Origin of the sequence: Streptomyces sp. NPDC052023, from assembly GCF_044548465.1 — a bacterium.
Taxonomy (GTDB): domain Bacteria; phylum Actinomycetota; class Actinomycetes; order Streptomycetales; family Streptomycetaceae; genus Streptomyces.
Genome location: NZ_JBIUBW010000004.1, coordinates 63,786 through 85,641, shown reverse-complemented (window position 1 = coordinate 85,641; position 21,856 = coordinate 63,786). Strand labels below are relative to the sequence as shown.

Genomic DNA, 21,856 nt, shown 5'->3' with positions numbered 1-21,856 from the left:
GTCGGTGCCTAGCGTGGCAGAGGCCGGTCCGCCGTACCCGTCCGGGCGGCGCCGCGGTTCGATCTGGGGGACGGCACCGGCACCGGGAGCGGCGTGCGGGTGGTGTGGCACAGCAGCATGCAGACGTCGTCGTCGCGTTCGGAATCGTGCAGCATCGGCTTGAGCAGGGATTCGGCGGAGGCGTCCAGGTCGCGCTCCAGCTCCGTCCCGCTGAGCGCGGCCAGCGTCGCGGAGAGCCGGTCGATGCCGGGGTCGATACCGAGGGCCCGCCGCTCGACCAGGCCGTCGGTGTACAGCGCGAGCGTCGAGCCGGGGGGCAGGTCGACGGCGTGCTCCTGGTACTCGTACGGGATGGGAACGCCCAGCATGATGCCGGGCTTGGCGTCCAGGACCCGCACCGCGCCGTCCGGTTCGCGCACCACGAGGGGCGGGTGTCCGGCGGAGGCCCACACGAGGGCCGGGTCGCCGGGCCGGAAGCGGGCGACGACCGCGGTGGCGTACAGGTCGGGCTCCTGGTGGCGGAGCATGTGGTGCAGCCGCGTGAGGATCCGGGCGGGCCCGTCGCCCTCCACGGCGTACGCGCGCAGCGCGGTGCGCAACTGGCCCATCATCACGGCCGCCCGCAGTCCGTGCCCCGTGACGTCCCCTATCACCGCGAGCAGGCTGCCGTCGGGCTGCGGGAAGGCGTCGTACCAGTCGCCGCCGATGTTGAGTCCGCGGGTGGCGGGCAGGTAGCGGGCCGCCAGGGTGACGCCCTCGACCTCGGGCAGCTCGGTGAGCTGGGCGCGTTGCAGGGCCTCGGCGATGTCGCGGTGCTGCTCGTAGCGGCGGGCGTGGTCCAGGGCGATGGCGATCCGGCGGGCGAGTTCGACCAGCATGACGGAGGTGTCCGGGTCGAAGCGGGGGCCGGGCGCGGTCAGCGTCAGCACGCCCAGCATGCGGTGCGCGGTGAGCGGGATGCACAGCAGTGGCCGGTCCGGGGCCAGTACGGAGGCCGGGAGGTCGTCGACGCCGGGCAGGCCGCCGGGGTGGCCCGCGGCGTGCTGGGGGCGGCTGGTGCGGGCGGCGGTCACGGCGGCGGCGGGGCGGCCACCGCTGCGGGGCCCCTGCTCGTCGTCGAAGAGCCAGATGTCGACGTCGCGGGCGTACTCGGGGACGAGCAGCTCGGGCAGCCGGCGCAGGATGGCGTCGTGATCGAGCGAGGCGGTCACGACGGCGCTGGCGTCGGCCAGGAAAGTCAGCAGCCGGCGCGCGCTCTCGGCCTCGGCGCGCGCGGCCCGTTCGGCGTCGAGGAGTTCCCGCTGGGCGAGGGCGGCGGCGTCCAGTTCGGCGTGCAGGGCCAGCACGCCCTGGTTGGTCTCGTGGAGCTCCTCGCGGTGGAAGCGGACCAGGGCCTCCTTCTCGTCCAGTTTCTCCTGCAGGGCGCTTTGTTGCCGGCGCAGCCCGTCGAGCTTCTCCTGCAGGCCGTCCAGCTCCTGGCGGACGTCGTGCAGTTGCTCGACCAGTTCGCCCGCGTCCTCGTCCGCGGTGAGCAGGGCGTCGGCGAGGTCCGTGCCGTCGGTGCCTTTCGCGGCCGGCCCTTGGGGGCAGGTGAGGGTGAACCGCCGTGCGGGGCGCCCGGTGGGGTGCACGTCGATCTGGAGCCGGTCGGTGTGCCGGGTGCTGAGGACGAGTTCCGCGCCGCCCTCCTCGAGGCAGCGGCGCAGTTGCGCGGTGAGGTCGGTCAGGAAGCGTGCCCGGTCCAGGGCCGGGGCGTGCTCGGTGAGCCGGGCGAGCGCGCTGCGGGCCCGGGCGGCGTCGGCGGCCGAGGTGATGGTCCAGGTGTCAGGGGCGGCGGTCATGGGCGCGGGTCCGGCTGTCGGGGGCCAGTACGGCCACACTGGTGTCGTCGCGTACGGGGCGGGCGGCGCTGCTGGCATCGCGCAGGATGGCCCCGGCCACCACAGCGGGGTCGTGGTGCGGCAGGCCGGGGTCGCCGGGCGGGCTCCAGCGGCTCGGCAGTCCGTCGCTGTGCAGGACGAGCAGGCTGTCCGCCCGCCAGGCCAGTTGCTGCTGGGGGACGGTGGCCGGGAAGTGCGAGCCGACGATGCCGGGGTGGGAGACGAGCGCCCGCCAGTCGCCGCCGGTGTGCAGACGGGCGCCGATGTTGCCGATGCCGGCGAACCGCAGCTGTTCGGCGTCGGTGTCCAGCTGCGCTATGGCGATGGCCGCCCCCCGGGTGGGCCGCAGCGCGGTGTTGAGGAGCCGAAGGATCTCCACCGGCGGCAGATGCCCGGAGCGGTGCAGCTCCTCGACCGCGGCACCGGAGGCCTGGGCTGCCTTGAGCCCGTGGCCGAGCCCGTCGGCGAGCATCAGCGTCAGCACCGTCGGGGTGCGCACCCAGCTCCAGGCGTCGCCGGAGTGCTCGGCCTGCGCGAGGGGGATGTTGATGCCGCCCACGCGGGGGCCGGACGGGGGCACCGGGTGCCGGGCCGCAGGCGTCCGGTCGATACGGGCGATCGCCACGGTGCCCCGGCCGCGGACGCTGTACAGGTCGAAGTCGCTCGATATCCGCAGGCAGGTGCCGAGGCCCGCGCCGAGGGAGGTGGTGGCGGTGGTGTGGCCGTCGCGCAGGGCGGCCTCGACGTCGGTGATGCCGGGCCCGTGGTCGAGGGAGACCAGCTGCACCGAGGGCACGGGCCCGTCCGGCGCGGGACGTTCGACGAGGTTGATCACGATACGGCCGCCGTCCGCGTGCTTGACGAGGTTCGTGGCGAGTTCGGTGGCCACGAGGGAGGCCACCGCGATGCGGTGCGGGTCGAGCCCGGCCCGGGCACCGGCCGCCTCGGCGGCGACGCGGACGTCCCGGACCCGGGTGGAGTCGTGTACGGGGATGTCCCACACCCTGCTCATACGGTGTCCGGACGGGCCGTGGGGAGTACGGAGTTCCAGGCGACGACGGTGACGGTGGTGCCGCGGCCCGGTGCGGTGTCGATGGCCAGTTCGTGGACGAGGCGCTTGGCCCCGCTGAGGCCGAGGCCCAGGCCGCCACCGGTGGTGTAGCCGTCCGTCATGGCCATCTCCACGTCCCGGATGCCGGGACCGGCGTCGACGAACGACAGCCGCAGCCCACGGTCGTGCCCGTTGTCCAACGGAGTGATCTCCACATGTCCTCCGCCGCCGTGGACGAGGGTGTTCCGGGCGAGTTCGCTCGCCGCGGTGACCAGCTTGGTCAACTGCACCAGTCCGAACCCGAGTTCGGACCCGACCTGTCGCACCTGCTGCCGTACCCAGGCCAGATCGGCGTCCGATCCGATCGGCAGGCTGGCCGTGGCCGCCGGGCGGGAGGCCGGCGTCATGGGTGCCCCCCGCCCGCCGGGTGGCCGAGGAGTTCCAGCGCGCGCTCGGTGTCCAGCGCGGTGCGCAGACCGGGCAGGGTGAGCCCCAGCTCGACCAGCGTGATCGCCACGGCGGGCCGCATGCCGGCCAGCACCGTACGGGCGGCCAGCAGGCGGGCGCTGGAGGCGATCTCGGCCAGGACTCGGCCGAGGAAGGAGTCCACCATGTCCACGCCGGAGATGTCGATGACCACGCCGGTGACTCCGCTGCCCGCGATGCGCAGGGTGATGTCCTGCTGGAGTTGCTCGGCCATGCCGTCGTGCAACTCGCCCTGGAGGGAGACGAGCAGCACGTCCCCGAGGGCCAGCACGGGCACCGGGGCTGCGGGGTCGGCGGAGGCACTCACTGCGGGCTCGCTCCCGCCGCCGCACGCGACGAACCCTCGGCGTCGTGCTGGGTGATGGCGTAGGCCAGTGCGTCGGCGAGGGTGGCCCGGGTGAGCACGGAGCCGAGGTCGATGCCGAGGTGCACGATCGTCTGCGCGATCGCCGGCCGGATGCCGGAGACGATGCACTCGGCGCCCATCAGCCGGGCCGCCGCCACCGTCTTCATCAGGTGCTGGGCCACCAGCGAGTCGACGGTGGGCACACCGGTGATGTCGAGGATGGCGAACCGGGCGCGCTGGGCGACGATCGCGTCCAGCAGGTTCTCCATCACGACCTGGCTGCGCGCGCTGTCCAGGGTGCCGATCAGCGGTACGGCGACGGTCCCCTCCCACAGCTTGACCACCGGCGTGGCCACTTCCAGCAACTGCTGCCGCTGGCGTTCGATCAGCTCCTCACCCGCGCTGAGCGCCCGCTCCATCACCACGAGCCGCAGCGTACCCATGAGCACGGTCAGCGCCACCACGGCATCACCCGCCTGCGCATCGGCCGGGTCGGCGTAGCCGTCGCGCAGCAGTGCCACGGCCGGTTCGCGCAGCGCGGCGACCTCGTCGGCGATCTGCGCCGGGTTCAGTCCGGTACGGGCCCGCGAGGAGGCCATCCGCCCCAACTGGTCGCGCACGCCCTCGAAGCCGGGCGCCGCGATGTCCTCCAGCCGTCCCGAACCGGCGACCTCGGCCAGGGCGTCGACCACGGCCTTTCCGGCCTCCACGGCCTCGTCCCGGGAAACGGTGAAGACCGTGCGGAACAGGGCCGCGTCGGCCCAGCGCTGAGCGATCTGCTCCCGGGAACGGCCGAGGAAGGCGGACACCTGCCGGGACGCCGGCTCGTCCGCCGCGTCGTGCTCCTGCACCTGAATCGTCTCCTTCTCCATAAGCTCCTGCGGCGTGGCGAGCGGCTCAGCTTCAACCATTTATTGCCGTATGACAAACATTAGCTCCGGGCGTGCGGCTCGAACAACACGCGATCACCTTCCCCGGACGGGGCCTTCCCACGTCCGGATCATCGCCCACGCCAGTCCAGACACACCACGAGGGCGTCGTCGTCCGGAGCCGGCCGGCCGCGGTGGCCGGTCAGCTCGCGGAGGATGGCGCGCGGCACCTCGGCCGCGGGCAGCAGGCGGGTGGCCAGGATCGCACGTGCCAGCGCGGCGTCCCCGTAGACCTCCCCGCCCGGGGAGGCCACGTCGTAGACGCCGTCGCTGACGAACACGAGCCGGTCGCCGGGCTCCGCCCGGAATTCCTGTGCCACGTAGTCGGTCTCCTCGAACATGCCCAGCGGAAGCTGGGCCTCGAAGGCGACTCGTTCGACCGCCCCGCCGCGCAGCCGCAGCAGCCGAGGGGAGCCGGCGTCCACCGCCCGGACGCGGCCGGTGGCGAGTTCGAAGTCGAGCATCAGCACCGACAGATAGCTGCGGCCCCGGTAGTGGGCGTAGACCGCCTGGTCGGCCAGGGCGGCCTGGTCGGCGATGGGGATGCCGGCCCGCCGCGCGTTGCGCAGCGCGTTGATCGCCAGGTTCGTCAGCAGGGAGGCCTCTATGCCCTCACCCATGCCGTTGGTGACGTACAGCGTGAGCCGGTCTGCCGTCGCGGACCAGTCGAAGTTGTCCCCGAAGATGGCGTAGGCGGGCTCCAGTTGAGCACCCAGCTCATACTCCGGCCGGGCGCAGGAGCGGCCGGGCAGCAGGTGCCACTGCATCTCGGCGGCGAGCGTGAGCCGGTCCCTGCGGCGGGCCTGAAGATAGACGTCGGTGTCCCGCTCGGCCACGACCACCTCGTGCCCGAGCACTTCGGCGATCTCCGCGATCTCGCCCAGGCTCTCCTTCACATGGTCCCCGCCGGACAGCGTCACCGACAGCACGCCGAGCCGGTCCCCACGGACGGTGACCGGCAGGTGCGCGCGGACCACGCCGTCCCGCACGTCCTCCACGAAGGGCTCCTGGGCGCCGAAGGCCCGGCCCGCCGGGCTGTTGTGGACCGGGACCGGCTCCAGGGTGTGCGGCAGCACGGACACCGGCTGCAGCACGGTCAGGCCGTAGTCGGCCATGTAGAGCTCGACGGACTCCGCCGCGTACTGCTCGACCAGTACGCCGCGGACCGCGTCGAGCAACTCATGGGGCGCCGCCGTGCGCAACGCGCGCTCAGCGGCCACAAATCTGTTCACGATGTCCCACACACCAATCCTTCGCCGGGCGCCCGCGGACCTCACGCGGGCGGCGGAGCCGCCCGAACCGCTCACACCGGTCGCCCGGGGCATCTTCGGCCGGCTCGCGTGCCTAGTACGCTGACGGTCATCCCAATGCCTGCGAGAGTGTGACCGTGACTGCCTTCCGCCCACGCCCCGAGCCGGACGAGGTCGCCGCGCGTGTGACCGCCACGGCCGCGGAGTTGCTGGAGGTCCTGTGGGGCCGGGCGTCCACCGCGCCCGCGTCCGCCTCCCAGCTGCGCGTGATGCTCGTCCTCGAACACCACGAGGGCATCAACCTGCGCACGCTCGCCGACTCCCTGGCCTCCACGCCGCCGTCCACCAGCCGCCTGTGCGACCGGCTCCAGGCGGCCGGATTCGTCGAGCGCGTGGTGAGCCCGGCCGACCGGCGTGAGGTACGGCTGTATCTCAGCGGCCGGGGACACGCCTTCCTGTCCGATCTGCGCGTACGCAGGGAGCGCGCGTTGCAGGCGGTACTGGACCAGATGCCCGCCGCCGGCCGGATCGCGCTGGTGCAGGGGCTGGAGGCGTTCTGCGACGCGGCCGCGGCGCGGATACACGACGACGCCGACGTCTCCAGCGGCCGGACCGCCTGAGCCTGCCACCGCACCGGCGACCTCCCCGCCCCGCCGCTCCGGCGCCGTGCACCGGGCGGCCTTCGTTCACCGGAACACATCGCTGCCCCTTCCCCGTGCCCCGTCACGACACGGTTACTTTGTTGCCTCGCGGCATAGTTGTCAAACGGCAAGTGTTGGTTGAGCTGCCGTTTCGTATCGGGTACCCCGAGTGGCGACGACCTGCGCAATTGTGGTCAAGGTCTCGGACGGACGCCCGATCCGGCGAGGCAGGGGCGAGGGCCGCGGGCCCTCCGGCGCGGCCCGGAGAATCCTCAGGTGGTGCGCGGTCCGACCGCCGCGCGCACCGCGTACGCCACCGCGCCCACCGCGAGCACCACCGCCCCGGAGATCACCGACGAGAGCGGCAGGGCGAACGCCAGCACGAGACAACCGGCGAGCCCGGCCACCGGGATCGCGGGGTGGGGGCGGCCCTCGTCCGGCGCGAGGGTCCAGGCGGAGGCGTTGGCGACGGCGTAGTACGCGAGCACGCCGAACGACGAGAACCCGATCGCGCCGCGAACGTCCGCCGTCGCCGCCACCACCGCCACCACGGCCCCGACGACGAGTTCGGCACGGTGCGGCACCTTGTACCGCGGGTGGACCGCGGCCAGGGCGTGCGGCAGATGCCGGTCGCGGGCCATCGCGAGAGTGGTGCGCGAGACGCCGAGGATGAGCGCCAGCAGCGCGCCGAGCGCGGCCACCGCGGCACCGGCCCGGACGACCGGCACCAGCCAGCCGGCCCCGGCGGACCGGGCGGCGTCCGACAGCGGGGCGGCCGCCTCCGCGAGGCCGGCCGGGCCGAGGACGGCCAGGACGGCGACGGCGACCACGGCGTAGACGGCCAGGGTGATGCCGAGGGCGAGCGGGACGGCCCGCGGGATGGTGCGCCGCGGGTCCCGGACCTCCTCGCCCAGGGTGGCGATCCTGGCGTACCCGGCGAAGGCGAAGAACAGCAGGCCCGCCGCCTGGAGCACACCGCCGACGCTCGCGTCGTCCCCGAGCCGCAGCCGGGCCGCGTCCGCCTGCTCCGAGGTGAGGGCGGCCACCACCACGGCGGCCAGCACCCCCAGCACCACGGCGACGATCACGCGGGTCAGCCAGACGGACTTCTGCACACCGGCGTAGTTCACGGCGGTGAGCGCCACGACCGCCGCGACCGCCACCGCGTGCGCGTGCCCGGGCCAGACGTACGCGCCGGCCGTGAGCGCCATCGCCGCGCAGGAGGCGGTCTTGCCCACCACGAAGGCCCAGCCGGCCAGATACCCCCAGAAGTCGCCGAGCCGCTCGCGGCCGTAGACATAGGTGCCGCCCGAGGCGGGGTAGCGGGCGGCGAGCCGGGCCGAGGAGGTGGCGTTGCAGTAGGCGACCACGGCGGCCAGGGCGAGACCGAGCAGCAGCCCGGAGCCCGCGGCACGGGCGGCGGGGGCGAGCGCGGCGAAGATCCCGGCGCCGATCATCGAGCCCAGCCCGATGACCACGGCGTCCGGCACCCCCAGCCGGCGGTTCAGTTCGTCCGGCATCGGGGCGGTGCTCGACGGCTTGCTCATGCTCACTCCTTTGGCGGCGGCCTGCGGACCGCCCGACACCGGCGGACGATACGCGAGGGGGGTTGCGGGTTCGTGAACGTGTGCGGCCGAGTGGACGCGGTGCTGCTGGAGGGGGGTGCCCGGGGCCTGTCCTCGGCTGCCCGGATGGTGTCCTTGGGGGTGCGCGGGGGGGTGTCTTTGGGGGTGCGCAGGGACGGCGTAGTGCGGCGTGGGGGCGGCGTAGGGGCTGCCTAGGATGAGCACCGTGACAGGCACCGCGCAGCCAAGCCGCCCCCGCCCGGCCGGGCGGGGTGCACTGCTGCTGGCGGTGCTGGCCGGACTGCTGGCCATGCACGGGCTGGCGCCCGGTGTCCCGACGGCCGCCGGTTCGCACACACCGGACGCGCCCTCCGCCCACGCCGTCGCACCGGGCACCCACCGCCCCGGGCAGGCCTGTGCCCATGCGATCGAGGACGGCGCGCCCGGCCACGTCGACCACGCCGACGCGAGCTGCTCGGCCGGCGGCATCGGTACGTCGTATGCCCCGCCCCTCCTCACTCTCGCGGTGCGGTCGGTACCGGACGGGTCACCCGGCTCCCCCCGCGCGGCGACGGGGGCCACGGAAGGCGGGCGGGCGCCGCCCGACCTGGCGGAACTCCAACTCCTGCGGATCTAGAGGCACTCGCACGGCATCTCGCGCTCCCGGACCGTCCGGTCCGGGACGGTGCCGTGCTCCGGCATGTCTCCAGTCACCGACGCGCGCCACTTCGGCGTGCACTCAAGGGAGTTCCGCACCATGACGACACAGGGCACCATGAGCACTCACCGCACCATGAGCACGCAGGGCACCACGAGCACGCACCGCACCACGCGCACAGGACGCGTCGCGACCACCCGGCGCACCGGCGGGCGCCGTGCCGCCGTGGCGGGCGCCGCAGTGGCGGGCGTCGCCGTGGCCGTCGCCGTGCTGTCCGCCTGCGGTTCCGCCGCACGCGACGGGCACGACGGGCACACCCCGGCCACCCGTACCGGCCCGTCGGCCACGGCCCCGGCCTCGCCCGGCAGCCACAACACGGACGACGTCTCCTTCGCGCAGGGGATGATCGCGCACCATCGCCAGGCCGTGCAGATGGCGGAACTGGCCGCCACCCGCACCGCCTCACCCGAGGTCAGGGACCTCGCCGTGGAGATCCAGCAGGCGCAGAGCCCGGAGATCAGGACGTTGACCGGGTGGCTGGCCGCCTGGGGCGAGCCGGTCACGGGCGCCGGTGGTTCGGCGGAGCACGGCGGCCACGCGCCGGGCGGGATGATGACCGGCCAGGAGCTGGAGAAACTGGAGAAGTCCTCGGGCGCGGCCTTCGACAGGGCGTTCCTGACCTTGATGGTCGAGCACCATGAAGGGGCGGTCGAGATGGCCAGGAACGAGATCGAGCACGGCGCCCACCGGCCCGCGCGGGACCTGGCCCGCGACGTCGTCACTGCCCAGTCCGAAGAGATCACCCGCATGAACGAGCTCCTCGGCAGGCCGTAGCGCCGCAGCGCCGTAGCAGGGACTACGGCCCGGGAGGGGGCGGTGGGCACGCGTGCGGTCGCGCGCCCACGGCCACGCCGCCTCACGAAGCCTGTGTGAGCACCGCGAGCCTCAGCCACGGACCAACGGCGACCTCTCCCCCTCGCGTTCGGGGTGCTGGTGGTCCTGGTCCGCCTCCTGGGGCCGGGTGGGGCTGCCGTGCACGGGGAGACCAGGCATCCGCGCATCGGGCGACCTGCCCAGGAAGGCAGCCGCCGGTGCCCCACCGCGCACGGAATCCGGCGGCCCCATCCCTGTCGACGGCCGGAGGCTGCCGGGATTCGACGTCTGCCGACCCGTCGTTCGAGTGGCGTATCTTGGGGGCGGCGCGGCGTGATCACGAGGAGTACGAGTGACTGCGGTGAGTCTTGAGCACGCCACCGTCCCCGCCGACACCGGCGAAGTGACGCTGCTGATAGCCCGCCGGGTGGAGCCCGGGCACGAAGCCGCCTTCGAGAAGTGGGCGAAAGGCATCCTCGACTGCGCGGCCCGCTTCGACGGCCACCTCGGATACGGGCTGTTCCGGTCCTCCGGCGGAGACGCCCCTTGGTTCCTCGTCCACCGCTTCCGCGACGCGCGGGCATGCCAGGACTGGCAGGAGTCGCCGGAGCGGGCGGCCTGGTTCGCCAACTGCGAGGGCCACCACCACACGGAGATCGCCCGCCGGAAACTCACCGGGATGGAGACCTGGTTCGCCTCACCCGGTTCGACGCGGCCGGCGCCCCCGCGCTGGAAGATGGCCATCAGCGCCACCCTGGCGATCTACCCGATCTCCCTCCTCGGCAGCTACTTCCTGGTCCCCCACTTGACCGGCCTGCCCGTCGTCCTCAGCAGTGCCGTCATCGCCTGCGTCTTCAACGTCCTGATGACGTACGCGGCGATGCCGGCGGTGAGCAGGCTGCTGCGGGGGTGGCTCGGGCAGTGACCCGGAGGCGTGGGCCACGGCGCCTGCCGTACGTCTGACGGGCCCTTGGCCTGTGGGCACGGTGCGCAGCCGGCTGAGCCACGCCAGGGCGAGCATGGCCGGCGCCCTGCGGGCGACCGCCGAGCAGGCGCACGACGACGCCTCCGCCGTCACCGACGAGAGCAGGCACGAGGCCGTCGCGACGCTGGAGGCGTCCGACGCGGCGCCCTGCCCCGGGAGATCGCAGAGCTGTGGCCCGAGGAGAGTGAGCTGGTCGGCGTCCTCAGCCGCCCCGGCGAGCGCGTCCACCCCACCCCGGTCCTGCGCAGCGTCGTCGAGGCGGGGGTGCGGCAGCACGTGCGGCACTTCGTGGCCGGCCGAGACATCGCCATTTGTGTTTCCCCGGCCGAAGCGGTGAGCGCTCCTCCGCCGCACCACGGCGGACCAGGCTCCAGGAGATGCTACGGCCACGCTCTCCCGCCGGTGCGCCGGACCGGGCACGGCAGCCCGGCGAAATCGACTGGGCAGCGGTGCTCATCGAGGAGTGCCGGACACCTCGTCGTGGCGTGGCGCGACATGGAAGTCGAAGGCCAGCGTCCCGGGATCCAGTGCCGTCGCCCCGCCGTCGACGGTGAGCACGGCGCCATTCACATAGGACGCCGCCGGGGACAGCAGCCAGCCGATGGTCTCCGCGATCTCACGCGGCTCACCCGGCCGACCCAGGGGAAGGAGCCTGGTCACCTCCTCGTAGGCCGACTCCACGCCGTCTTCCCGCAGGTCCGCCTCCGCGGCGAAACGCGCCATGCGGCGGTCGGCCATCTCGCTCCTCACCCAGCTCGGACACACGATGTTGGCCCGCCGAGAACATCGATGTCTTCGACTTCGGCCTCACGGCCGGCGAACTCGCCGCCCTCGACGCCCTGGAGACCGGCCGGCGCGGCGGACCCGAGCCCGAGGCCGTCACACTCGACACCTTCGGCCGCGCCATCCCCGAGGCCTGATGGAGCGTCAGCCATTGGCAAGAACAAGCAGAATGCCGTCAAAGTCCATGGTGGTCACGGACGGCGAAGGCCGGGTGCTGTGGCGCGGCCCGGCCCGTCATCGCCCGACCACCGGTCTGGGCACCCAGTCCCTGGTAACAGCGTTCGGCGAGGATTTCGGCTGCGGGTCCGTCAGCCAGAAGCCTGATCGCGGTGATACCGACGAAACGTACGGCGGCGACCAGCAGTTCGACCTGGGTGACGTCGACAGGACGGCCGTCCTCAATCTCCCGGGCCACAGCAGAAGGACCCCACTCCCGCCTGCAGCCGGAGCTCTGACAGGCCATCCTGCGCCACCTTCATGACTCGGGGTTGTGAGCGCCCTGTCCCCAGGCACCCTGTATGCATCGACGGCGGGGCGTCCCCGCAGCGTGAGCAGGTGAACGACGTTTCGGCTCATGCCCGTGGCATCGGCGCAGGCCGCCCTCTCGCGTCGGGGCACGAAATGACTGATACACGTATTATCGCGTCGTGAGCAGTGAGGGAGGAGTCGCGTCGCCGTTCGGCCGGATGTTGCGCGCGCTGAGGCAAGAGCGCCGTCTGACGATCGAGGAACTGGCCGAGGCATCCGGGATGTCGGGGCGCGCCATAGGTGACATGGAGCGCGGGCGGAGTCTGCGTCCCCATCGGGGAACCGTCACCGCGCTCGCCCAGGGGCTGCGGCTGGACGAGGCGGCGCGTGCGGAACTGCTGAGCGCTGCCCGTGCCACCCGTCCGGGCGCGACGCCCGCCCACCCCGTCACAGCCGCCGCGCCCTACGCGCTGCCGAGGGGCGTACGCGACTTCGTCGGCCGGAGCAAGGAGCTGACCGCGCTGCGCGCCCTCGCGCAGGAGGTCGCCGAGGACGAGCGGGCCGAGGGCCAGGAGGCGCGTTCCCCGGCGCCGCCCGTGGCCGTACTGTTCGGCCCGCCGGGCAGCGGCAAGACCACGCTGGCAGTGCGGCTGGCCGAAGAGCTGGCGCCCTCTCGCCCCGACGGAACGTTCCTGTTGGACATGCGGGGCCTCGACGCGCAGCCGCTCTCGACGGAGGCGGCCGTGCTGCGTCTGCTGAGCTCGTGGGGCGTGGGCGACGGCGAGCTGGCCCAGCACAGTGCCGCGGAGCACCTCGCCCGCTACCACACTGTCGCGGCCGGTCTCCGCGCGGTGCTGGTGCTGGACAACGCCGCCCACGAGGCCCAGGTCAGGCCCCTGCTGCCGCGCGAGGGGGGACTTCTCGTGGTGGTGACGAGCCGCCGCACCCTCGCCGGCCTGGAGGGAGTGCAGCGCGTCGAGCTCGGTGCGCTGACCCGGCAGGAGTCCGCTTCCTTGCTGCGTGCCGTCCTCGGCGCCGGGCGCGTGGACGCCGAGCCGGCGGCCGCGAGCGCCGTGACCGAGTTGTGCGGGCATCTCCCGCTCGCCCTGCGGGTGGCCGCGAACTGGGCCGCCACCCGCACCAACTGGAGTCTGCAACGACTCGCCGACCGGCTCGCCGACGAGGAGCGCAGGCTGGACGCGCTCAACGCGGGCGATCTGCGGGTCAGCGCCGCCTTCGCGCTCTCGTACTCCCGTCTCGCTCCCGAGGCCGCCCGGATGTTCCGGCTCCTGTCGCTCGTACCGGGAGGGGACTTCGGCCTGGCACCGGCCGCCGTACTCGCGGACGCTCCCCTGCCCGATGCCGAGGACCTCCTGGAGGAACTGCTGGAGGCGGGGCTGCTGATGACCTCCCGGGGGGACCGCTACCGCTTCCACGATCTGCTGCGCCTGTACGCCGGCTCCCGCCACCGCGCCGAGGACGGTGCGCAGGCGTCGTCGGCCGCGCGTTCCCGGCTGCGGTGCTGGCTCCTGGACACGGCCGTCCTCGCCGGCCGCTGGCACGAGCCGGGCTACGGCGCACCGCCGCCGGACCCCGCACGGCTGGTCGCCCTCGACGACCGTGAACAGGCGATGCGCTGGATCAAGGCGGAGAGCGACAACTGGCTCGCGGCGTTCCGTGAGGCCGCGGAGAACGGTGAGCACGCCCGGGTCATCGAGGTCGCCGAGGCCATGCACTGGTTCTCCGACCACTGGATGTCCTCGGGACACTGGGTCGAGGTCTACGAGCGCGCCGCCGCAGCCGGAGCGGCGCTGGGCGACGCCGTGCTGGAGGCGACCCACCGCAACTACCTCGCCTGGGCCTACAAAACGTGCGAAGGCCGCCATGACGAGGCGGTCGAGTCGGCCACGTGCGCCCTCGGCCTCGCCGAGGCGGCCGGGGACATCGTCCAGCAGGCATGGGCACACAACTATCTGAGCTGGCTGTACGAGCCGAACGGCGACTTCGCGTCCGTCGCGGACCGCAATCACCGCGCCATGGAGCTGTTCGCCGAGGCGGACGACATCAACGGATACCTCCAGGTGGCCTGCGGGATGATCAGGGTGCTGCGGAAGGCCGGCCACCCGCAGGAGGCCGTCGAGACCTACCAGGAGGTCAGGCAAGCACTCGCCGATCCGCGCAACCGCGACCGGATCCCGCCCAACGTACGGGAATTCACCGTCCTGGCCGCCGTCTATGCGGTGTCGTTCGCCCGTCTCGACCTGGGCCGCTGGCAGGACGCGGCCGACGGGCTGCTCACCCTGCGCGGGCAGTTCGACGTCCGCGGCTGGCACACACAGGCGGGCAAGGTCCACCTCCACCTGGCCCACGCACTCGCCCGGCTCGGCCGGCACACCGAGGCCGCCGCCGAGTACCGTGCCGTACTCGCTCTGGAGGTTCACATGCCGGCGGACATGCTGGACGATGCCCGCGCGGGCCTCCACGCCCTCGCCGCCGGCCTGGCGGCTCCACCCATCCGGTTCGTACGGTGAACGGCGCGCTGCCTCAGCGGCGCGCGGTCTCCCCGGCCGGCCCGTGCGCCTGCCACTCCCGAGGTGTCACTCCGTAGGCCGTGCGGAAGGCACGGCTGAAGTGACTGGCACTCACGAAACCCCAGCGCCGGGCGACGGCCGCCACCCCCAGTCCCAGGGCCGGGGACCGCAGGAGATCGCGGCGGCACCGTTCCAGGCGCTGCGTGCGGATCCACCCCCCGACCGTGGTCCCCTCGAACTGGAACAACTTGTGCAGATAGCGAACCGATATGTGGTGCGCCGCGGCGATGGCGGGTGGGGACAGGTCCGGGTCGGAGAGGTTGCGCAGGATGTGGTCCTTGACTCGTACGGTGATGGCCGCGGCTGCTTCCGGAGCCTGGGGAGCGAGGCGACCGCACCGCTCGTCGATCAACAGCGCCAGCAGGTCTATCGCGGTGACGGCGATCCGACGGCCGACGCAGTCGTCGAAGCTCGCGGCCCCGCGCGCCATGCTCGCGAAACAGCTCGCCACCACGGCGGCGCTGCCTTCCCGACCGGAGAAGGCGGTCGCGGTCATCGTTCGCAGATCCCCGTCCCGCACACGCAGTTCCCGGCGAGGAAACTGGAACGAGACGAAACGGGCCTCGCCCTGCACCGTCTTCCTCAGCGGACGCGACGAGTCGGACAAGGAGAACTCGCCCGGTCCGATCAGGCACTCCCGCCCATCCTGCTCCTTGACGGCGGTGCCGCCGCGCTGCAGCGTGAGGATGAGGACCTCCTTCCCGTCCTGCGCGATCAGACGCTTGCCGCGCCGTACGATCTGTGGCCCCGCCTGGACCTGCACCACCCGCATCGCACCCAGTCGATCGCTGACGATCCTTCCCGGCAACGGATCTTCCTCGAGCGCCTCGACATCGAGCGGTACGAAGGCGCGCGACACCGCCTCGCGCCAGCGCTCCACCCGGTCCGCCGGGGACAACGACGCGGTGGAAAGAACGACGGACATCTGTCTCCCTGGGGCATCGTGCTCGGCCGACGGTTCGGATCCCGTTGCCGACGTGACGATGTCACCATCCCGGCCGGGGACAGACCAGGAAGAACCGGAGGAAGAAACGGCGGCGGCCGGCCGCCGGTACGCGAACTGCCCGACCGGTTGTCCGGTCGGGCAGTCGGCATGCCCGTGGCGCGTGGCTCACAGTGTCCGCCGCACGCCCGCCTGACGTTCGAGGTTGCGCAGCTGCACCGCCAGGTCCCCTTCCACCGCGTCGTGCGCCGGGCCCCGGCGTCCCAGGGGCAGAACCTCCTCGCCCCTCATGTCCTCCAGCATGAGAGCGAACGCGGCATACACGGCCACGCCCGCGAGGAGCAGTCCGAACGCTCCGGAAACCCAGCCCAGCCACGCGGCGCCGGTGAAGTTGAAGAGTGAGGCCACCGCGAAGCGTGGCACAGCCACACAGAGCACGGCCCACATCGCACGCTTGCGGGTCGCGACGGTCGCCATCATCAGGGCGAAGACGGCGAACACGAGATGGAGCACGCCGAGCACCTCGGTGCCCGACGGCGGATCGAGTGCGAGCACCAGGGAACCCGCCAGCCAGGTTCCGGAGAAGCAGGCCATGAGCGTCGCCGCGAGCACGTCCCGCGCCCCGAACGCCAGGATGCTGACGATCAGTTGCAGAATGAAGGCCGGGAAGATCGTCAGGGCTACGGCCCGATGGGCGTCGTCACCCAGCAAACCCAGTTGGAGGCTTCCGACCATGACGGAGGCGATCGCCACCGCGAAGAAGCCGAGCGGCATGGGGGAGGCGATGGGGTGGAGATTGATGCGGGTCATCGGACGCAGGTCCGGTTCGAAGTGTCTGCCTGTCCGCTCGGCCCGCTCCCCGGGCGGTTCGGGACTCGTCGTCATGGTGAACTCTCCTGTTGCGTCGTGTCGCAGCGTGCTTCGCTCAGCGGCGCCGCCCCCGATGCCGCGATGCCGGCGCCGAGCCGCGCCGCGAGCGTGTGCGGTTCAGGCCCTGTCACGCCCGTTCAGGCACGGACGAGCGGTGTGTCGACCAGATGCTCGGCCAGGAACCACGCCTGGAGTTCGCCGGTCCGGATGACCTGGGAGACCAGCAGGTCGTTGGTGCCGTCGTCGCCCAGTTCCCCGGTGCGGGACGCCGCGTCATGGGCGTCGGCGAGGATCGTCTCGTGCGCCTGCAGCAGGCGCGAGAGCATCGCCGGCACCTCCTCCGCGCCGTCCGGCGGGCGCGGGATCGAGGTGATCTCGGCGACGTGCCTCGGGTCTCCCACCGCGACACCGCCGAGGGTCTGGACCCGTTCGGCGAGGGTGTCGACGAGCGCCAGCTGTTCTCCCGCGTGCTTGTCCAGCACCAGGTGCAGTTGGTAGAAGGTCGCCCCGCGCACCAGCCAGTGATGCTTCTTGTAGAGGCCGTAGAGGATCTGGGTGTCGGCCAGGACCTTGTTGATCCGCTGGCAGGAGTACATGCGGGTCTCGTAGGACAGGCCGAGAGGGAACTGCTTGACGGTCCCGAACTCCTGGATGATCTCGCCCTTCTGATGCAACCACGGCTGGCCGCTCACGTGCTGGGTGCTGCTGGTCATGATCCGCCTCCTGCGGTCCGGGCTCTGCTGGCACGAGTGACGCTAGGGCCGGCGCGGCGGAGGTGTTGCCCAGGAGGGCACGCGATGGTGCTCGGCAGCGCACTGGGCGAGGTGTCCACGTCGGCTGTGCGTTCTCGGGCACATCCCCGTGCGTCGGCGGACATGGTCCCCTGCCCGGCCCGGCCTAACCTCTCGCGGACGGCGTCGAGCCGAGGAGCGCGAGGAGAAGCATGGGTGTGAGCGAGCAGGCCGACGTCGTCGTCCTGGGGCTGGGTCCCGGCGGCGAGTACGTCGCGGGCACGCTGGCCGAGGCCGGGCTGGACGTGGTGGCGATCGAGGCGGAGCTGGTCGGCGGCGAGTGCCCGTACTGGGGGTGCGTGCCCAGCAAGATGATGATCCGGGCCGGGAACCTGCTCGCCGAGGCGGGCCGCGTGCCCCTCCTCGCCGGTGACGTCGAGGTGACTCCCGACTGGAGCCGGGTGGCCGGACGGATCCGCAGCGATGCCACCGACGACTGGAACGACCAGGTGGCCGCCGACCGCCTCGCGGAGAAGGGCGGCCGGCTCGTGCGCGGCACGGGACGGCTTACCGGGCCACGGCAGGTGACCGTCGGTGACCGCACCTTCCGGGCCCGACGGGGGGTGGTCCTGGCCACTGGCACCCGGCCCCGCATTCCGCCGGTTCCGGGCCTGGACTCGACGCCGTACTGGACCAACCGGGACGCCATGGCGGTCAAGGAGCTGCCGGCCTCGATGATCGTGCTCGGCGGCGGAGCCATCGGCGTGGAACTCGCACAGGTCTTCGCCCGCTTCCGCTGCGCGGTCACCGTGGTGGAGGGGCAGGACCGGCTGCTGCCGCAGGAGGAACCGGAGGCCGGGAAACTCGCCGAGCAGATCCTGCGGGCCGACGGCGCCACCGTTCTCACGTCGGCCCGAGCCCGGCAGGTGGGCCATGACCGTGCCGCGTTCACTGTCCATCTCGAAGGTGAGGCGGAGCCCCTGCGCGGCGAACGACTGCTCGTCGCCACCGGGCGCGCCGCCGACCTCGCAGCCCTGGCCGTCGACGCGGCGGGGCTCGACCCCACGGCACGGACCGTGCCCACGGACGGGCAGATGCGGGCCGGTGAGGGACTGTGGGCGATCGGCGACGTCACCGGCCGGGGCAGCTTCACGCATGTGTCCATGTACCAGGCGGAGATCGCCGTGCGGGACATCCTCGGGCGGCCCGGCCCCGACGCCGACTACCGGGCGCTGCCCCGGGTGACCTTCACCGACCCGGAGATCGCGGCCGTGGGGCTCACGGAGCAGCAGGCGCGCGACCAGGGTCTGAGGGTGCGCACCAGCTCGATGCCGGTCGCCTCCTCCACACGGGGCTGGATCCACGGGCGGGGCAACGAGGGGTTCATCAAGCTGGTCGAGGATGCCGATCGGGGTGTGCTGATCGGGGCGACCTCGGCGGGACCGGTGGGCGGAGAGGTGCTGTACGGGCTGAACGTCGCCGTCCACGCGGAAGTTCCCGTCGAACGTCTCCGGCACATGATCTATACCTATCCCACCTTCCACCGCACGGTGGAGGCCGCTCTGGGAGCACTGCGATGAGCGGCTCCTCGCCGGGGCGGACGCTGCGACCAGCAGGACGGCACCAGCGGCCGGGCGCCACCATGCCGGGCCGGAATCCCGGTGAACCGCACAGGACGGCCACGTCGCTGGAACTCCTCTTCGACCTGTGCTTCGTCATCGCGGTCGCGCAGGCGTCCGAGAGCCTGAGCGAAGCGGTGGCCGACGGGCACGCCCTCACGGGCTGCCTCCGCTTCGCGCTGGTCTTCTTCACCGTGTGGTGGGCGTGGATGAACTTCACCTGGTTCGCCTCCGCGTACGACCCGGACGACGTCCCCTACCGGTTGACGGTGCTGTTCCAGATCGCCGGGTCGCTGCTTCTCGCCGCCGGTGTCCCCCAGGCGTTCCACGAAGGCGACCTGCGCGTCATCACACTGGGATACGTCGTCCTGCGTACGGCCCTGGCCGCACTGTGGCTGCGTGCCGCGCGAGCGGACGCCGGCCGGCGAAGGACCGCGCTCCGCTTCGCCGGCGGAGTGACGGGCTGCCAGATCGGCTGGGTGGGGGTCCTGTTCGTTCCGGGGGCGGCGCAGTTGCCGCTCGTCCTCGTGTTGATCATTGCCGAGCTGGCCGTCCCGGTGTGGGCGGAGTCCGCGGGGAGGACCCCGTGGCATCCGCACCACATCGCCGAGCGGTACGGGCTGTTCGTCCTCATCGTGCTCGGCGAGTCCGTCGCGGCCGCCGCGTCGGCGGTCCGCGGCGCCTTCGGCCGGCACCACGACGCCGGTGCGCTGTACCTGCTGGCGGCAGGCGGCCTGCTCCTGGTCTTCGCCATGTGGTGGCTGTACTTCGCCAGACCGGCGCACACGCTGCTCGCCACGACGCACGTGGACCACCGCAACCGGTTCACCTGGGCGTACGGCCACTACCTGGTCTTCGCCTCGGCGGCGGCCGTGGGAGCCGGCCTGGCCACCTACGCGGAGGTGCTCGCACGGGACTCCGAGGCGCCGTCGCCGGCGGCGGGCGCCGCGGTCACGGTGCCGGCGGCGATCTTCCTGTTCACCGTGTGGGCGATACACGTCCGTCCGCATCGGCGCGGCGGTGTCGAACGGATCGTCTTTCCCGCTGTCTCCGTCGCCGTCCTCGCGGCTGCCTTCTCACCGGCGCCGGCGCTGGCCGCCGGTCTGCTGGCGGCCGCCCTGGCCGGTGCGGTCACGGTGGCCGACCGGACCGGGCCTGCGCCGCGTTGAGCGAGAAGTCGACGTGAGCGCACGGCCGCGCGGACGAGACGGGCTCGTCCGCGCGGCCGGCGGACAACTGATCAGCTGGTCGCCCGTACCGCTTCGCGGATCAGGTCGGCGACCTCCTTCGGCCGGGAGACGGCGACCGCGTGCGACGCCCCCTCTATCTCCACGACGGTGGCCGCGGCGCGCTCGGCGCCGAACCGCAGGACCTCGGGGTTGATCGCCTGGTCCGCTCCGGCCACCAGGGCCCAGGAAGGCTTGGTCTTCCACGCGGCCACGGGCGCCTTCTCCTCGAAGGCCCAGGCGGCCAGCGGCCGCTGGGCCACGGCCAGGACCTCGGTGACGTCGGCGGGCAGGTCGGCGGCGAAGACCGCCGGGAACGCGTCGGCGGCGATGGTGACCTCGACCGCGGGGTCACCCCCCTCGACCGGGTACGTCCACTGCTTGAGGTTGCTCACCAGCGGGGAGGCCGGGAAGCGGCCCTGCAGCTCACCGAGGCTCTCGCCCTCTTCGAGGACGTAGGCGGACACGAAGACGAGGCCCACCACGTTCCCCACGGCGCCGGCCACGGTGATCAGCGCGCCGCCGTAGGAGTGCCCGACGAGCACCACGGGACCGTCGATCTGCGACGCCACGGAGGCGACGTACGCGGCGTCGGCGGCCAGTCCACGCAGCGGGTTGGGCGGAGCGATCACCGGGATGTCGTGCTTCTGCAGTTCGGCGATGACCCCGGACCAGCTCGCCGCGTCGGCGAATGCTCCGTGCACGAGGACGACGGTAGGGGTGGAAGTGCTCATATCAGCGTCTCTCCTCGTTGTCAGGCGGTGTGCAGGGCGGCACGCAGGGTGCCGGCGGCCAGCATGATCGCGGCCTCGGCCGCCTCGGTCCCGCGCAGGGCGTTGAGCATCACGAAGTCGTGGATGATGCCCTGGAAGCGGACCGCTGTCACCGCGACGCCGGCCTCCCGGAGCTTGTTCGCGTACGCCTCGCCCTCGTCGCGCAGCACGTCCGCCTCGCCCGTGATCACCAGGGCCGGGGGCAGGCCCTCCAGCTGCTCGATGGTGGCGCGCAGCGGGGATGCGGTGATCTCGGCGCGCTCGGCCTCGTCGGTCGTGTACTGGTCCCAGAACCACTGCATGCCGTCCCGGCGCAGGAAGTAGTTCTCGGCGAACTGGTGGTACGAGGGCGTGTCGAAGTTCGCGTCGGTCACCGGGTAGAACAGCACCTGCTGCACCAGCGGGATGCCGCCTCGCTCCTTGGCCATCAGCGTCAGCGCGGCGGTCATGTTGCCGCCGACCGAGTCACCGGCGACCGCGATGCGGGTGGCGTCCAGGCCCTTCGTCGCTCCCTGCCGCACGACCCACTGGGCGACCGCGAAGTTCTGCTCGATGGCGACCGGGTAGCGGACCTCGGGCGACAGGTCGTACTCGGGGAACACCACAGCGGCGCCCGCGCCGACGGCGAGTTCGCGCACCAGACGGTCATGGGTGTGGGCGTTGCCGAAGACCCAGCCCGCACCATGGATGTAGATGATCACCGGAAGGGTGCCCTCGGCACCTGCGGGCTTGACGATCCGCGCACGGACGCTGCCCGTCGGCCCGCCCGAAACGGTGATCCACTCCTCGTGGATCGCGGGCTTGTCGATGTCCCCGGACTGCACCTCGTCGACGGCCTTGCGCCCCTCCGCCGGGGGCAGGTCGAACAAGAACGGCGGATTGGCGGTCGCCTTCGCGAACGCGGCGGCGGCGGGTTCGAGCACCGGCTGGACCGGCTCGACGGCATCGGACATGTGAATCTCCTCGAATGTCGGTGGGTTGCCGGTCCTGCCGGCGGTACGGGCCCGGAGCCCGGCGAGGGCGTGGGAGCCGCTGATCGTCACGTTAGGACCGCCCGGAGCGCGGCCATTGCCCACGGACGCAGCGCCGCTGACCTCACAGTGCACGGCCGGCGTCGGGTCCGTCCGACCGGCACGGGGCGTGGCCGGCGTCCGTGCGCTGCGAGGCCGCGTCCAGTGCACGGGCAGG

General features: G+C 72.6%; 20 protein-coding genes and 1 pseudogene. 7 read left to right on the top strand and 14 right to left on the bottom strand.

Features of this window, described 5'->3' with window-relative positions; genetic code table 11:
• Positions 1-8 precede the first annotated feature (8 nt).
• From ACIHCM_RS10815 to ACIHCM_RS10790, 6 genes are all read right to left on the bottom strand, one after another.
• The gene (locus ACIHCM_RS10815) at positions 9-1,841 is read right to left on the bottom strand and encodes a SpoIIE family protein phosphatase (RefSeq protein ID WP_399892413.1); all 1,833 of its coding nucleotides are present in this window, start codon (positions 1,839-1,841) and stop codon (positions 9-11) included.
• The gene (locus tag ACIHCM_RS10810; RefSeq protein WP_399892410.1) at positions 1,825-2,892 is read right to left on the bottom strand and encodes a SpoIIE family protein phosphatase; all 1,068 of its coding nucleotides are present in this window, start codon (positions 2,890-2,892) and stop codon (positions 1,825-1,827) included. Before ACIHCM_RS10810 ends, ACIHCM_RS10815 begins: the two co-directional genes overlap by 17 nt.
• Positions 2,889-3,338 carry an ATP-binding protein gene (locus ACIHCM_RS10805; protein ID WP_399892406.1) on the bottom strand — a complete coding sequence of 150 codons (450 nt, stop codon included), beginning with the start codon at positions 3,336-3,338 and terminating at the stop codon, positions 2,889-2,891. The genes ACIHCM_RS10810 and ACIHCM_RS10805 overlap by 4 nt, the downstream gene beginning before the upstream one ends.
• The gene (locus ACIHCM_RS10800) at positions 3,335-3,724 is read right to left on the bottom strand and encodes an STAS domain-containing protein (protein WP_399892403.1); all 390 of its coding nucleotides are present in this window, start codon (positions 3,722-3,724) and stop codon (positions 3,335-3,337) included. The genes ACIHCM_RS10805 and ACIHCM_RS10800 overlap by 4 nt, the downstream gene beginning before the upstream one ends.
• The gene (locus ACIHCM_RS10795; RefSeq protein ID WP_399893373.1) at positions 3,721-4,620 is read right to left on the bottom strand and encodes an STAS domain-containing protein; all 900 of its coding nucleotides are present in this window, start codon (positions 4,618-4,620) and stop codon (positions 3,721-3,723) included. Before ACIHCM_RS10795 ends, ACIHCM_RS10800 begins: the two co-directional genes overlap by 4 nt.
• 143 nt (positions 4,621-4,763) lie before the next feature.
• Positions 4,764-5,924: a PP2C family protein-serine/threonine phosphatase gene (locus ACIHCM_RS10790; protein WP_399892400.1), complete on the bottom strand. Its 1,161-nt coding sequence runs from the start codon at positions 5,922-5,924 to the stop codon at positions 4,764-4,766.
• Between the two features lie 149 nt (positions 5,925-6,073).
• On the opposite strand from ACIHCM_RS10790, the gene ACIHCM_RS10785 reads away from it, so the two are divergent.
• Positions 6,074-6,562 (top strand): MarR family transcriptional regulator, encoded by a 489-nt coding sequence (locus ACIHCM_RS10785; RefSeq protein WP_399892397.1) that lies wholly within the window; start codon positions 6,074-6,076, stop codon positions 6,560-6,562.
• A gap of 293 nt (positions 6,563-6,855) precedes the next feature.
• On the opposite strand, the gene ACIHCM_RS10780 is transcribed toward ACIHCM_RS10785, so the two are convergent.
• Positions 6,856-8,130, bottom strand: coding sequence for an APC family permease (locus ACIHCM_RS10780; protein WP_399892394.1), 1,275 nt, complete (start codon positions 8,128-8,130; stop codon positions 6,856-6,858).
• A gap of 235 nt (positions 8,131-8,365) precedes the next feature.
• Between ACIHCM_RS10780 and ACIHCM_RS10775 the strand changes: the two genes are divergently transcribed.
• From ACIHCM_RS10775 to ACIHCM_RS10765, 3 genes are all read left to right on the top strand, one after another.
• Positions 8,366-8,785 carry a DUF6153 family protein gene (locus ACIHCM_RS10775; protein ID WP_399892391.1) on the top strand — a complete coding sequence of 140 codons (420 nt, stop codon included), beginning with the start codon at positions 8,366-8,368 and terminating at the stop codon, positions 8,783-8,785.
• A gap of 63 nt (positions 8,786-8,848) precedes the next feature.
• On the top strand, positions 8,849-9,640 hold the full coding sequence (locus ACIHCM_RS10770) for a DUF305 domain-containing protein (RefSeq protein WP_399892388.1): 792 nt from the start codon (positions 8,849-8,851) through the stop codon (positions 9,638-9,640).
• A gap of 391 nt (positions 9,641-10,031) precedes the next feature.
• A complete protein-coding gene (locus tag ACIHCM_RS10765; RefSeq protein WP_399892385.1) occupies positions 10,032-10,604 on the top strand; it encodes an antibiotic biosynthesis monooxygenase in 573 nt (190 codons plus the stop codon).
• A 513-nt stretch (positions 10,605-11,117) separates the two neighbouring features.
• On the opposite strand, the pseudogene ACIHCM_RS10760 reads toward ACIHCM_RS10765, so the two are convergent.
• Together ACIHCM_RS10760 and ACIHCM_RS10755 are read right to left on the bottom strand one after the other, a co-directional pair.
• Positions 11,118-11,441, bottom strand: a pseudogene (locus ACIHCM_RS10760) (SDR family oxidoreductase); the annotation flags it as partial.
• 181 nt (positions 11,442-11,622) lie between these two features.
• Complete coding sequence (locus tag ACIHCM_RS10755) at positions 11,623-11,862, bottom strand: hypothetical protein (RefSeq protein ID WP_399892382.1); 240 nt, start codon at positions 11,860-11,862, stop codon at positions 11,623-11,625.
• 232 nt (positions 11,863-12,094) lie between these two features.
• On the opposite strand from ACIHCM_RS10755, the gene ACIHCM_RS10750 reads away from it, so the two are divergent.
• Positions 12,095-14,446, top strand: coding sequence for an ATP-binding protein (locus ACIHCM_RS10750; protein WP_399892379.1), 2,352 nt, complete (start codon positions 12,095-12,097; stop codon positions 14,444-14,446).
• 13 nt (positions 14,447-14,459) lie between these two features.
• Here ACIHCM_RS10750 and ACIHCM_RS10745 read toward each other — a convergent pair whose 3' ends face one another.
• The 3 genes from ACIHCM_RS10745 to ACIHCM_RS10735 form a co-directional block, all read right to left on the bottom strand.
• Entirely contained in the window at positions 14,460-15,431 is a 972-nt protein-coding gene (locus ACIHCM_RS10745; RefSeq protein ID WP_399892376.1) for a helix-turn-helix domain-containing protein, read from the bottom strand.
• Between the two features lie 186 nt (positions 15,432-15,617).
• Complete coding sequence (locus tag ACIHCM_RS10740) at positions 15,618-16,334, bottom strand: acetate uptake transporter family protein (protein ID WP_399892373.1); 717 nt, start codon at positions 16,332-16,334, stop codon at positions 15,618-15,620.
• Between the two features lie 122 nt (positions 16,335-16,456).
• On the bottom strand, positions 16,457-17,032 hold the full coding sequence (locus ACIHCM_RS10735; RefSeq protein ID WP_399892370.1) for a Dps family protein: 576 nt from the start codon (positions 17,030-17,032) through the stop codon (positions 16,457-16,459).
• A gap of 230 nt (positions 17,033-17,262) precedes the next feature.
• Between ACIHCM_RS10735 and ACIHCM_RS10730 the strand changes: the two genes are divergently transcribed.
• A complete protein-coding gene (locus tag ACIHCM_RS10730) occupies positions 17,263-18,630 on the top strand; it encodes a dihydrolipoyl dehydrogenase family protein (protein WP_399892367.1) in 1,368 nt (455 codons plus the stop codon).
• Positions 18,627-19,838, top strand: a complete 1,212-nt coding sequence (locus ACIHCM_RS10725) for a low temperature requirement protein A (RefSeq protein ID WP_399892364.1) — start codon at positions 18,627-18,629, stop codon at positions 19,836-19,838. Before ACIHCM_RS10730 ends, ACIHCM_RS10725 begins: the two co-directional genes overlap by 4 nt.
• Positions 19,839-19,909: 71 nt before the next feature.
• Here ACIHCM_RS10725 and ACIHCM_RS10720 read toward each other — a convergent pair whose 3' ends face one another.
• A complete protein-coding gene (locus ACIHCM_RS10720) occupies positions 19,910-20,629 on the bottom strand; it encodes an alpha/beta fold hydrolase (protein WP_399892361.1) in 720 nt (239 codons plus the stop codon).
• Between the two features lie 20 nt (positions 20,630-20,649).
• A complete protein-coding gene (locus ACIHCM_RS10715) occupies positions 20,650-21,621 on the bottom strand; it encodes an alpha/beta hydrolase (protein ID WP_399892358.1) in 972 nt (323 codons plus the stop codon).
• Positions 21,622-21,856 lie beyond the last annotated feature (235 nt).